Here is a 12,255-nt window from a genome sequence, read left to right as displayed (position 1 = left end):
CGGCCCGCGCCCCGGGCTCAGGAGGCGTCGGCGGCGGTGAGCGCGCGGTCGGCGGCCCGGACCTCGACGGGGGTCGTGAGGACACGGTCGGTGTCCTCCACGTCCCGCACGGCGCCGGTGATCGTGAACCGGCCCTCGAGGGGCAGGTCCTCGCTGGAGGGGCCGGCGCGGAGCACGAACTCGCCCGGCTCCACGATTCGGCGCATGGCCCGGCCCGTGAACGAGGTGCGGTCGGCGTGCACGCAGAAGACCACGCGGGCGCTCTGCCCGGCCGCCAGGGCGATCTTGGCGAAGCCGACGAGCATCTTCAGCGGCCGGACGACCTGGGCGACGGGGTCGCTCAGGTACAGTTGGACGACCTCCTGGCCCGCCCGGTCGGAGGTGTTGGTCACGGTGACCGCGACCTCCACGGTGCCGTCGGTGCCGATCCCGGTCGCGGACAGCTCGAGCGCGTCGTAGGAGAAGCTCGAGTACCCGATGCCGTGGCCGAACGGGTACAGCGGCCGGGGGTCGAGGTTGGAGACGCCCTCGGAGTACCCGCCCAGGGCGGGGGTCAGGTAGGTGCCGGGCTGCCCGCCCACGTGCCGGGGGATCCCGACGGGCAGCCGCCCGGAGGGGTTCACCCGCCCGGAGAGCACTCCGGCGACGGCGTGCCCGCCCTCCTCGCCCGGCATGAAGGCCTGGACGACGGCCGCGCAGCGGTCGTCGAACGCCCCGAGGCTGTAGGGGCGGCCCGTCACGAGCACGAGGACCACCGGGGTGCCCGTGGCGAGCACCGCCTCGACGAGCTCGGCCTGCCGGCCCGGCAGCGACAGGTCCACCACGTCGCAGCCCTCGCCGGAGGTGCCCGTGCCGAAGAGCCCGGCGAGGTCGCCCACGGTGACGACCGCGAGGTCGGCCTCCTCGGCGGCGGCCACGGCCTCGGCGATCCCGCTGGTGTCGGGATCGGTGAAGTCGACGCCGCGGGCGTAGGTGAAGGTCGTCTCCCCGCCCGCGAACTCCTCGGCGAGGGCGTCGACGACCGAGGTGATCTCGATGCCGGTGCCGGACTCGCCGAAGCGGGACAGGACGTGGTTGGTGAAGCTGTAGCAGCCGAGGAAGGAGCGGGGCTGGCCGGCGCTGGGGCCGATGACCGCGACCTTTCGGGCGGCGTCCCGGGCGAGCGGCAGGACGCCCTCGTTCTTCAGCAGGACGATCGACTCCTCCGCCATGCGGCGGGCGAGCCGCCGGTTGTCCGGGGAGTCGAGGTCGACGGCCCCGCCCGCGGTGCCGGGGTCGAAGCCCTCATCCAGCAGACCCAGCTCGACCTTCTGCGTCAGCACCCGCCGCACCGCGCGGTCGAGCAGGGACTCGTCGAGCGCGCCGTCCCGCACGGCGCCGGCGAGGTCGGCGAAGCAGCCGGTCTCCGGCAGCTCCACGTCCATCCCGGCCGAGAGCGACTGCACGCCGGCGTCGCGGGGGTCGGCTGCGACGTGGTGCATGGACTCGAGGAAGCTCACGGCCCAGTAGTCGGAGACGACCGTGCCCTCGAAGCCCCACGTCTCCCGCAGTAGCGTGGTGAGCAGCTCGGGGTCGGCGACCGGCGGGACGCCGTCGACGTCCGCGTAGGAGTTCATCACCGCGCCGACGTCCCCGAGCTTGACGGCCATCTCGAAGGGCACGAGGACGACGTCCCGGAACTCGCGCGGTCCGATCGAGACGGGGGCGTGGTTGCGCCCGGCGCGGGAGGTGGAGTACCCCGCGAAGTGCTTCAGGGTGGCGATGACGCCGGCCTCCTGCAGCCCCCGGACGTACTCGGTGGTCAGGGTGCCCACGAGGTAGGGGTCCTCGCCGACGGTCTCCTCGACGCGGCCCCAGCGGTAGTCGCGGACGACGTCGAGCACGGGGGACAGGCCGAGGTGGACGCCCACGGCCTTCATGTCGGTGCCGATGTGCCGGGCCATGGTGCGGACCAGATCGGGGTCGAAGGCGGCGCCCCAGGCGATCGCGGCCGGGTAGCAGGTGGCCCCGAGGGTCGTGAACCCGGTGAGGCACTCCTCGTGGGCGATGGCCGGGATGCCGAGCCGGGAGGTCTCCACGACCTGGCGCTGCAGGGTGCGCAGGTGCTCCACCCCGTCGGCCGCGGAGATCGGCGCGCTGCCGAAGGCCCGGGTGATGTGGCCGAGGCCGTGCGCGATCGCGGCCTCGAAGGTCGAGCGGTCGTTGGCGAAGGCGGACTCCATGGGGGCCGCGCCGCCCGTGGCCTCCTCCGGGTCGGGGCGCAGCCAGTAGCTGCCGAGCTGGCCGGCCTTCTCCTCGGGGCTCAGCTCCTGCAGCAGGGCGTCGACGCGGTCGGCGACGGGGCGGGCGGGGTCGTTCCAGGGTGCTGTCATGGGTGCTGTCATGGGGGTGTGCTTTCTGCTCGGTGGGCGGGTCACTTGCCGAAGCCGGCGGTGAGCCCGGCGACGAGGTGCCGGCGCCCGAAGATGTAGAGGACGAGGATCGGCAGCGCCGACAGGACGACGGCGGCCAGGACGGCGGGGATGTCGGCCTGGAACTCCCCCTGGTAGGTCCACAGGGACAGGGGCAGCGTGCGCTTCTCGGAGCTCTGGGTGAGGATCAGCGGGAACAGGAAGTTGTTCCAGCTGTTGAGGGCGTTGTAGACGCCCACGGTGGTGATGGCGGGCAGGCTCAGCGGCAGGACGAGCGTGCGGAAGACCTTCCAGTCGCCGGCGCCGTCGAGGGTCATGGACTCGTAGAGCTCGTTGGGGATGTCCCGCATGAAGTTCGTCAGGATCAGGACCGTGATCGGGATCCCGGACGCGATCCCGGGCAGGATCAGGGCGGCCAGGGTGTCGTAGAGGCCGAGCTGGACGATGATCAGGTAGATCGGGATGATCGTCGCCTGGATCGGGATGGCGATGCCCAGCAGGAACAGCCGGTTCGAGAACACGGCCAGCCCGGTCCGGCTCCGCACGATGACGTAGGACGCGAGCAGGGACAGGAACACGATCCCGGCGACCGTGAACAGGACCACCACCACGCTGTTGAGGAAGTACTGCACGAACTGGTTCTCCAGGACCGTGGTGTACGGCGCGAACGTCGGCGCCGAGGGCAGCAGCGGGTTCGTGGAGTAGTAGGCCTCGCGGGGCTTCAGGCTCGTGATGGCGATGTAGTAGATCGGGATGATGATCGCGGCCAGCCACAGCCAGCCGCCGACGGCCGCCGGGATGTTCGGGACGCCCCGGCGCCGGCGGGCGGGACGGGTGCCCGCCGGTGGAGGGGGCGTGGGGCGGGTGCCCGTGCTACTCGTGCTGTCGGGACGGGTGTCCACAGGACTCGTGCTCATAGGACTACGCACCTTCCGCCTGGCTCTCCATCTTTTCGGCCCCGGTGAGCCGTTGCAGGCCGAGGGCGAGGGTGAGCCCCACGGCGACGAGGATGACCGCCAGGACACTGGCCTCGCCCATCTGGTTGCTGCGGAATCCGGTGAGGTACATGTCCAGGGGCAGGATCCGGGTCGCGGTGCCGGGCCCGCCCCCGGTGAGGGCGAAGACGAGGTCGAAGTAGGTCAGGGAGCCGACCAGCATCAGCGTGGAGGACGTCACGATCGTGTACTTCAGCTGCGGCAGCGTGATCGAGAAGAACTGCCGCACCGTCCCCGCGCCGTCGAGCGTGGCGGCCTCGTACATGCTCTGCGGGATCTGCCGGACCCCCGCCTGGTAGAGCAGCGAGTGGAAGGGGATGAAGGACCACGAGATGACGAAGACGACGACGTGGAACGCCAGGCTCCCGTCGCCCAGCCAGTCCTGCCGCAGCAGGGCCGCGTCGAACGCCCGCGACAGGCCGAAGTTCGGGTCGAGCAGGGCCTTGAAGGCGATGCCGATCGCCGCGGCCGAGAAGAGCATCGGCAGGAAGTACAGGACGGACAGGAACTCCCGGTACCGCTGGCGGCCGGCCATGAACACGCCGAGCAGCAGGCTCAGCGGGAACTGCACGGCGTAGCTCAGCAGCGTCAGCTGGACGGTCAGCACCATCGCCTGGCGGGAGACCGGGTTCTCGAGCACGGACACCCAGTTCTTGCCCCCGATCCACTGCGGGGTGCCCAGACCGTCCCACTGCATGAAGGACAGCACCAGCACGCCCAGCAGCGGCCCGATCGCGAAGACGCCGAAGAAGACCAGGGCGGGCGCCAGCAGCCAGTTGCTGGGGGCGGCGCCCACCCGTGACCTGCGCTTTGCGGCAGTTCGGTCGAGCGTCACAGCGTTCCGTTCATCGCGGTCTGGAACTCCTCGGGGGTCATCTCGCCGGCGAAGACCTGGCTGAGGTTGGTCAGCAGGGCCTGTCCCTGGTCGGCCGGGAGCGCCTGGTCCCACGAGAGCTGGAAGTTGGGCGCGTCCTGGACCATCGAGTAGGCGAAGTCGAGGTACTCGGGGTGCTCGGTCTCGGCGATCCGGTCCTCCACCCCGTCCACGGCGGGGATCAGCCCGGCGTCGAAGAGCGTGCCGACCGCGGCGTCGTCGAGGTTCATGTCGTTCAGGTACTCGAGGGCCGTTGCCTGCTCCTCCTCGCTCGCGTCCGCGGACACGGCCCAGAAGTTCGCCGGGTTGCCCACGATGTTCTGCGGGTCGCCCTTCCCGCCCTCGATCTCGGGGAACGTGGTGTAGCCCAGGTTCCCCTCGGCGGTCCACTCGGGGGCGTCGGTGAGGAAGCTGGAGTAGACCCAGCTGCCGTGCAGCATCATGGCCGCCTGGTCGGTGTGCACGAGGGCCACGTCGGCGCCCGCGTCGGCCACCACCGACCCGTAGGTGTCGCCGAAGCCGCCGGCCTCGACGAGCTCCTGGATCTTCTCGAGGGCCTCCGTGATCGCGGGATCGGACCAGGCGTTCTCCTCGCCGTCCACGACGGCCTGGAACACCTCGGGCCCGCCGATCCGGTCGGTGAGGTACTGGATCCACATCAGGTACGGCCACTGGCTGGAGCCGGCCACGGAGATCGGCGTGACGCCCTCGGCCTGGAAGGCCTCCACCGCGTCCAGCATCTCCGCCCAGGTGGTGGGGACCTCCACCCCGGCCTGCTCGAACAGCTTCGTGTTGTAGTACAGGACGACGGGCTGGGTGTTGTTGTTCGGGACGGCGTAGAGCTTCCCGTCCACCTTGCCGGTCTCCAGCACGGAGTCGAGGGCCCGCTCCTCCATCTCGGGGATCTTCCCGGTCAGCTCCACCACGTTGCCGTTCTCGACGTAGCTCTCGAGGTTGTCGCCGCCCCAGTTGTAGATCAGGGTCGGCGCGTTGCCGGAGCCGACGCTGGTGCGGATCTTCTCCTTGAAGGCGTCGTTCGCGAAGTACTCCGCGGTGATGGGGGCGTCGTCGTTGGCGTCGTTCCACGCCTGGAACGAGCTGCGGAACGTCTCCTCGGCCCCGCCGGTGAGGGTCCAGGCGGAGGCTCCGCCCGCGCCGCCGGGCTGGGCCCCGCCGCCGCACCCGGCCAGGGTCAGGGCCGCGGCGCCCACGAGCGCGATGCGGGACAGCGACCGGCGGGAGAAGGGGGCGCGGGGGGCGCCGGCAGGCGCGGGGTGGAGGGTGCGGTGGGTGGTCATGGCGTTCTCCTCATCGTTGAGCGATACGTTGCGCCTACGAAACTTTTCGTATAGCGTTTCGCTGGAAGAAGAGTAAGTGGCCTGTTTCACACCCGTCAACCCCCTGGTGTGACCGGCGCCACTGTGCCGGACGCTGCGAAACGTTTCGCTGTGCTCCGGCGCCCCATTCGGCGTCCGAGGAGACCGTCCCGATGAAGCGAACCACATTGAGCCAGGTCGCGGCCCAGGCCGGCGTCTCCAAGGGCACGGTCTCCAAGGTGCTCAACGGCCGCCCCGACGTGGGGGAGGACACGCGGGAGAGGGTCCGGGCCGCGGTCGCCGCCCTCGGCTACACGGGCTCGGCCGCCCGCCGGCCCCGGACGGCCATCGTGCTCGTCTTCGACACCCTGGAGAGCAACTACTCCCTCCAGGTGATGGCCGGTGCCGTGGACGCCTGCGGCCGCGCCGACGCCGACCTGATGCTGAGCACGCTGCCGAGCCTGGAGCAGGGCGACGTCCCCCCGTTCTCCGACGAGTGGTTCGCCCGCTGCGGCCGCACGGGCGAGACCGCGGTCATCGCGGTCACCACGCCGCTGACCACGGAGCAGGTGGCCGCCGCGGCCCACGCGCAGGTCCCGCTGGTGGTCATCGACCCTGTGAACAGCCTCCCGTCCACGGTGCCGAGCATCGGCTCCACCAACTGGGCAGGCGGGTACGAGGCCACCACCCACCTCCTGGAGCTCGGCCACCGCCGCATCGGCCACCTCAGCGGTGCCGGGCGGTCGGTCCCGGCGCGCGAGCGCCTGGCCGGGTACCGCAGCGCCCTGGAGAGCGCCGGGGTCCCCCACGACCCCGAGCTCGTGACGGGCGGCGGCTTCAGCTACGAGGCGGGCTTCGCCGGCGCCCAGGAGTTGCTCGAGCTCGAGCACCCGCCCACAGCGCTGTTCGCGGCCTCCGACGAGGCGGCGCTCGGGGCCTTCGAGGCCGCCCGGCAGGCCTCGCTGCGGGTCCCCGAGGACCTCAGTGTGGTCGGCTTCGACGACACGCTGATCGCCCGCTGGGCCTCGCCCAAGCTGACCACGGTCCGCCAGCCCCTGCACGCCATGGGCGAGATGGCCGTCGAGCGCGCGGTCACGCTCCTGGCCGGCGGGTCGCGCCGGGTCCACCCGCTCCAGCTGCAGACCTCGCTCGTGGCGCGATCCTCCACCGCCCCGCCCCGGAGCGGCGCGGAAAAGGCGGTCACTCCCGGATGAAGCGGGCCCGGCCGGCCTGCCAGCCGAAGACCGCCGCGAGCGTGCCGACCACCGCGAACATGACGCCCGCGGCGGCGAAGCCCCCGGTCCAGTGCAGCAGCTGCCCCACCAGGAAGGTGCCCGAGGAGCCCACGCCGTAGCCCACGCCCTGCATCATGCCCGAGAGCCGCACCGCCATGTGGCTGCTGCGGGTGCGCAGCGCGATCATCGTCAGGGCCACGGCGGTGAGGCTGCCCTGGCCCAGCCCGAGCAGCCCCGTCCAGACCCAGATCAGCTGGGTGGGCCCGAAGATGGAGAGCACGAAGCCGCCGCCGGCCATCAGGGCCACCGCGGCGTTGAGCACCCGCTGGTCGGCCAGCCGCGCGGCCAGCACCGGGGCGAAGAGCGAGCCCGTCATCTGGAGCAGGATGGACACGGCCACGATCAGTCCGGCGGTGGCCCCGTCGATCCCGCGATCCCGCAGGATGGGGGCGAGCCACGCGAAGACGCTGAAGGACATCATCGCCTGGAAGACCATGAACAGGGTGATCTGCCAGGCCACCGGCGAGCGCCACGGGCCGGGCCCGCCGGTGTCGGGCGGCGGGGGGCTGGGGGCCCGGTGGCGGAGAGCCACCGGGAGGAGCAGGATCACCACCACGGCCGCGGGCGCCGCCCACACCGCCAGGGAACCCCGCCAGGAGTCCGTCGCCTGGAACACCGGGTAGGTGAGGCCCGCGCCGAGGGCGGCGGAGGCGCAGATCGCGGTGGTGTAGAGCCCGCTCATCAGGCCGATGCGGTGGGCGAAGTCCCGCTTCACGATGGACGGCAGCAGCACGTTGCCCAGGGCGATCGCGGCGCCGCACGCGACCGTCCCCGCGAGCAGCAGCGGCAGGGTGCTTCCCTCGGGCAGGGGGAGGCCGCGGACCACCAGGCCCAGGGTCAGGACCACCATGGCGCCCAGCATCACGTGCTCGGTCCCGAACCGGCGGGCCAGCCGCGGTGCGAACGGCGCGAAGACCCCGAGCAGCGTCACGGGGGCCGTGGTCAGCACGGTGACCGCCCATCCGGGCAGACCGGCGGCCGCGGTGATCTCCGGGAGGATCGCGGAGAAGCTGGAGAAGACCGTGCGCAGGTTCAGGCCCACCAGGACCACGCACACGGCGAGGTAGACGAGCGCCCTGCGGGACGTCGGGGCGCTCGGCGGATCGGCGTGCGGGCTCGGCACGGGGAGGTCTCCTCAGGGCTCGGCTGCCGGCCGGCCCCGCGAGGGGCGGCCCGGACAGGGTCCACGGTACTGCGGGAGCGGTCCGGCCCCGTGCAGCGCTGCCGCCGTGCACGGGGACGAGCCCGGTGCTGCGCGGCGGCCGAGCGGGCGGCCCGCGGTCAGTCCAGGAGCAGGCCGGTGAGGAGGACGGCCGGGAAGGACAGGAACGAGCTGAGGAAGATGATGTCGCGGGCGGCGTTGGCCGGCATCCGGAACTGGGAGGAGAACAGGAACACGTTCTGGGCCGTGGGCAGGGCCGCCATGACCACCACGCCCAGCAGCTCGGTGCCGCCCAGACCGAACCCGAACCTGCCGACCGCCCACGCCAGAGCGGGCATCGCGACCACCTTGACCAGCGTCCCGCCGATCACGTCCGGCACGAGCGTGCGGTTCCGGAACGGGCGCTGACCGTGCAGGCTCATCCCGAACAGCAGGAGCAGCAGCGGGATGGACGCCTCACCGAGCATCTCGAGGGGGATCCAGAGCACGTCGGGGAGCGTCACTCCCGTGGTCGAGACGACCACCCCCAGGGCCGTGCCCACGGTCACCGGGTTGGCCACCGAGCGCAGGATCGTGCGTGCTGCCGAGTTGCCGCCGGCGGGTGCGGGCCCACCTCGCCCGCCGCGCCGGGACGGCCGGGTGACCCACGAGAACACGAGCAGGTATGCGGGGGCCACGACCAGCAGCTGCGCCAGGAGGACCGAGACCACGGGCGCCGGGCTGCCCACCGCGTAGACGGCGATGGGCAGCCCGATGTTGCCCGCGTTGACGTAGGAGGAGGCCATCGCCCCCACCGCCGTGCGGGCGGCACCCCGGCGCAGCACCAGCCCGCTGAGCAGGACGTAGAGCGCCCCCGCCGCCACCGCGGCCGCGAGGGCCACCGGCGTGTACACGCCGAGCACGGCGCCGAGGTCGGTGCCCGCCACGAGCACCAGCATGAGCGCCGGATTGGTGAGGTAGTAGACGACGGGGGTGAGGCCCCGGCGGATGCTGCCCGCCTCGGCGGGCAGCATCACCGAGGTGGCGAAGCCGAGCGCCGCGAGCACCGCGACCACGCCGAAGCCCAGCAGCACCCCCGTCATCCGGTCGGTCCGCTCCGGCTCAGCGGACCAGGCAGGGGCGCTTGGGGTCGAAGCTCCAGCCCTCGATCAGGTACTGCATGGCCGCGGCGTCGTCGCGGGCGCCGAGCCCGTGCTCGAGGTAGAGCTCGTGGGCCTCCGCCAGGCGCTCGCGGTCCAGCTCCACGCCGAGGCCCGAGGCGGCGGGCACCCGGATCTCGCCGTCCCGGATGCGCAGCGGCTCCCGGGTGAGGCCCTGGCCGTCCTGCCAGATCCAGTGCGTGTCCAGCGCGGTGATCTCGCCCGGGGCCGCCGCACCCACGTGGGTGAACATGGCCAGGGAGATGTCGAAGTGGTTGTTGGAGTGGGAGCCCCACGTCAGCCCGAACTCGTGGCACAGCTGGGCCACGCGCACGGACCCGGCCATCGTCCAGAAGTGCGGATCGGCCAGGGGGATGTCGACCGCGTTCGAGCGCACCGCGTGGGACATCTCGCGCCAGTCGGTGGCGATCATGTTCGTCGCGGTCGGCAGGCCGGTGGCCCGCCGGAACTCCGCCATCACCTCGCGGCCGGAGAAGCGGCCCTCCGCGCCGCACGGGTCCTCGGCGTAGGCGACCACGCCCTGCATCCGCCGGCCGAGCCGGACCGCCTCTTCTAGGAGCCAGCCGCCGTTGGGGTCCAGGGTCACCCGGGCCTCGGGGAACCGCTCCTTGATCGCCGTGACGGCGTCGACCTCCACGTCCCCGGCCTGGACCCCGCCCTTGAGCTTGAAGTCCTGGAAGCCGTAGCGCTCCTTCGAGGCCTCGGCCAGACGGACCACGGCCTCGGGGGTCATCGCCTCCTCCCGGCGCACCCGCTCCCACGCGTCCGACCCATTCGGCTCGCGCAGGTACGGCAGGTCGGTGCTGTCCGGGTCGCCCACGAAGAACAGGTAGCCCAGCATGGGCACCGAGGCGCGCTGCTGCCCGTCGCCGAGCAGCTCGGCCACGGGCACGCCCAGGAACTGCCCGTGCAGGTCCAGCAGGGCGGACTCGATGCCGGTCACGGCGTGCACCGCGGTGCGCAGGTCGAAGGTCTGCAGACCCCTGCCTGCGGCGTCGCGGTCGGCGAAGGCTGTGGCGATCCGGCGCAGCAGGGTGCGGAACAGCGCCACCGGCTGCCCGGTGATCAGGTTTCCGGCTTCCTCGATGGTCGTCCGGATCTTCTCCCCGCCGGGCACCTCGCCCAGCCCGGTGCGGCCCTCGGAGTCGGTGACGATCACGACGTTGCGGGTGAAGAACGGCCCGTGGGCGCCGGAGAGGTTGAGCAGCATGGAGTCGTGCCCGGCGACGGGCACCACCTCAATCCCGGCGATGGTGGGCTGGGTGCTCATGCGCGGTCCCCGTCCGCGTCCTCGGCCAGCTGGAGGCGGCCGTCGACCCGGCGGTTGAGGTGCCACGGGTTGGCGTCCTGCAGCGGGGCGGGCAGCAGGGTGCCCGGGATGTTCTGGTAGGCCACGGGGCGCAGGAACCGCTCGATCGCCAGCGTGCCCACCGAGGTGGTCCGCGAGTCGGAGGTCGCCGGGAACGGGCCGCCGTGGACCACGGCGTCGCCCACGTCCACGCCGGTCGGCCAGCCGTTGGCGAGGATCCGGCCCACCTTGCGCTCCAGCACCGGCAGCAGCGGGGCCGCGGTGGGGTGGTCCTCCTCGGTGAGGAACAGGGCGGCGGTCAGCTGGCCCTCCATGCCGCGGGCCGCGTCGGCGAGCTCCGCGGCGGAGCCGTAGCGGATCGCCAGGGAGGCCGCACCGAAGATCTCCTCCTGCAGCACCGGGTTGGTGCTGAACGTCGGGACGTCGGAGGCGAACACCACGGGCGCCGGGGCGTTCTCCGCGGAGCCCTCCCGGCCCTGGGCCACGACGTCGACGCCGGCCTGGCCCCGGAGCGCGTCGATGCCGGCCCGGCACGAGGCCGCGATGCCCGGGGTGAGCATGGTGGCGCCCTCGGCGTCGGCGAGCGCGCGCCCCACGGCGGCGAGGAACGCGTCACCGGCCTCCCCGGCGGGGACGAAGAGCAGCCCGGGGTTGGTGCACAGCTGCCCGGAGGAGCCGGTCAGGGAGGTGGCGTAGGCGCGGGCGAACTCGTCGACGTCGCCGCGCAGTGCTCCCTCGAAGACGAAGACGGGGTTGATGGAGCTCATCTCGGCGTACACCGGGATGGGCTCCGGGCGGGCCGCGGCCGTGGCCATCAGCGAGGTGCCGGCGCCGCGGGACCCGGTGAACCCGACGGCCTTGATGGCCGGGTCCTTGACCAGGGCCTGGCCGATGCTCGCGCCGGGCCCGTAGATCAGCGAGAACACCCCGGGGTGCAGGCCGCTCTCGCGGACCGCGTCCGTGAGGGCGTGTCCCACGATCTCGCCCGTGCCGGGGTGGGCGTTGTGCGCCTTGAAGACCACCGGGCAGCCGGCGGCCAGCGCGGAGGCGGTGTCGCCGCCGGCGGTGGAGAAGGCGAAGGGGAAGTTGCTGGCCCCGAACACGGCCACCGGGCCGAGGGGGACCTTGCGCTGGCGCAGGTCCGGGCGGGGCAGCGGGGCGCGCTCGGGCAGGGGCGGTTCGAGGCGCACCCCCCGGTGGTCGCCCTGCCGCACCACGCGGGCGAACAGCCGCAGCTGCCCGGTGGTGCGGGCGAGCTCGCCGTTGAGCCGGGCCTCCGGCAGGCCGGTCTCGGCCGAGGCCCGGGCGACCAGCTCGGGGCCGACGGCCTCGATGTTGGCGGCGGCCCGCTCGAGGAAGGCCGCGTGGGTCTCGGGGTCGAGGCTGCTGAAGGACCCGAAGGCCTCCTCGGCGGCCGCCGTGGCCTCGGCGAGCTGGGCCTCGTCGATCAGGGAGTACGCGGGCTCGAGCTCGGCGTTGCTCGCCGGGTCGATGCCGTGGGTGGTGCCGCCGTTGCCGGCGACCTGGCGGCCGGCGATGATCGAGTGGCCGGAGAGGGCGGTGGTCTGGGTGCTCACGGACATGGGTTTCCTTCGCTGTCTGTGGATGCGTGCGGTGGAGACGGTCTGTGGGTGCGGACTCTGCTGGTGGTCGGCGGGTCAGGCCCGTTGCAGGGCGTCCGCCGGGGTGCTGGTGGGGAGGGCGTCGATGAGGGCGGTGAGGTCGGCGAGGTC

General features: G+C 72.6%; 9 protein-coding genes. 1 reads left to right on the top strand and 8 read right to left on the bottom strand.

From position 1 onward, the window contains the following. Positions 1-17: 17 nt before the first annotated feature. Genes ACYVM4_RS08630 through ACYVM4_RS08615 form a run of 4 tightly spaced genes read right to left on the bottom strand, consistent with a single transcriptional unit; the run spans position 18 to position 5,578 of the window. Complete coding sequence (locus tag ACYVM4_RS08630; protein WP_460668253.1) at positions 18-2,372, bottom strand: glycoside hydrolase family 3 N-terminal domain-containing protein; 2,355 nt, start codon at positions 2,370-2,372, stop codon at positions 18-20. A 41-nt stretch (positions 2,373-2,413) separates the two neighbouring features. After that, a complete protein-coding gene (locus ACYVM4_RS08625; protein ID WP_460668252.1) occupies positions 2,414-3,328 on the bottom strand; it encodes a carbohydrate ABC transporter permease in 915 nt (304 codons plus the stop codon). A 4-nt stretch (positions 3,329-3,332) separates the two neighbouring features. Continuing rightward, positions 3,333-4,202, bottom strand: coding sequence for a carbohydrate ABC transporter permease (locus tag ACYVM4_RS08620; protein ID WP_460668251.1), 870 nt, complete (start codon positions 4,200-4,202; stop codon positions 3,333-3,335). A 35-nt stretch (positions 4,203-4,237) separates the two neighbouring features. Continuing rightward, a complete protein-coding gene (locus ACYVM4_RS08615; RefSeq protein WP_368822617.1) occupies positions 4,238-5,578 on the bottom strand; it encodes an extracellular solute-binding protein in 1,341 nt (446 codons plus the stop codon). A gap of 191 nt (positions 5,579-5,769) precedes the next feature. Between ACYVM4_RS08615 and ACYVM4_RS08610 the strand changes: the two genes are divergently transcribed. After that, positions 5,770-6,810 (top strand): LacI family DNA-binding transcriptional regulator, encoded by a 1,041-nt coding sequence (locus tag ACYVM4_RS08610; protein WP_368822618.1) that lies wholly within the window; start codon positions 5,770-5,772, stop codon positions 6,808-6,810. Here the strand turns inward: ACYVM4_RS08610 and ACYVM4_RS08605 are convergent. The 4 genes from ACYVM4_RS08605 to ACYVM4_RS08590 form a co-directional block, all read right to left on the bottom strand. Next, entirely contained in the window at positions 6,797-8,014 is a 1,218-nt protein-coding gene (locus tag ACYVM4_RS08605; RefSeq protein WP_460668250.1) for an MFS transporter, read from the bottom strand. The two genes, ACYVM4_RS08610 and ACYVM4_RS08605, sit on opposite strands and share 14 nt — an antisense overlap. A 158-nt stretch (positions 8,015-8,172) precedes the next feature. Next, positions 8,173-9,135: an AEC family transporter gene (locus tag ACYVM4_RS08600; protein WP_460668249.1), complete on the bottom strand. Its 963-nt coding sequence runs from the start codon at positions 9,133-9,135 to the stop codon at positions 8,173-8,175. Positions 9,136-9,154: 19 nt separating this feature from the next. Continuing rightward, positions 9,155-10,483, bottom strand: a complete 1,329-nt coding sequence (locus ACYVM4_RS08595; RefSeq protein WP_460668248.1) for an enolase C-terminal domain-like protein — start codon at positions 10,481-10,483, stop codon at positions 9,155-9,157. Beyond that, positions 10,480-12,105, bottom strand: a complete 1,626-nt coding sequence (locus ACYVM4_RS08590; RefSeq protein WP_460668247.1) for an aldehyde dehydrogenase (NADP(+)) — start codon at positions 12,103-12,105, stop codon at positions 10,480-10,482. The genes ACYVM4_RS08595 and ACYVM4_RS08590 overlap by 4 nt, the downstream gene beginning before the upstream one ends. Positions 12,106-12,255: the final 150 nt, after the last annotated feature.

It is taken from the genome of Kocuria himachalensis (assembly GCF_054784195.1).
This window is presented reverse-complemented; position numbering and strand designations above follow the sequence as displayed.

Excerpts from the sequence above, each read along its gene's own strand:
- ACYVM4_RS08590 (WP_460668247.1), bottom strand. The coding sequence starts at position 12,105 with ATGTCCGTGAGCACCCAGACCACCGCCCTCTCCGGCCACTCGATCATC.
- ACYVM4_RS08615 (WP_368822617.1), bottom strand. The coding sequence starts at position 5,578 with ATGACCACCCACCGCACCCTCCACCCCGCGCCTGCCGGCGCCCCCCGC.
- ACYVM4_RS08600 (WP_460668249.1), bottom strand. The coding sequence starts at position 9,135 with ATGACGGGGGTGCTGCTGGGCTTCGGCGTGGTCGCGGTGCTCGCGGCG.
- ACYVM4_RS08610 (WP_368822618.1), top strand. The coding sequence starts at position 5,770 with ATGAAGCGAACCACATTGAGCCAGGTCGCGGCCCAGGCCGGCGTCTCC.
- ACYVM4_RS08625 (WP_460668252.1), bottom strand. The coding sequence starts at position 3,328 with ATGAGCACGAGTCCTGTGGACACCCGTCCCGACAGCACGAGTAGCACG.
- ACYVM4_RS08630 (WP_460668253.1), bottom strand. The coding sequence starts at position 2,372 with ATGACAGCACCCTGGAACGACCCCGCCCGCCCCGTCGCCGACCGCGTC.
- ACYVM4_RS08595 (WP_460668248.1), bottom strand. The coding sequence starts at position 10,483 with ATGAGCACCCAGCCCACCATCGCCGGGATTGAGGTGGTGCCCGTCGCC.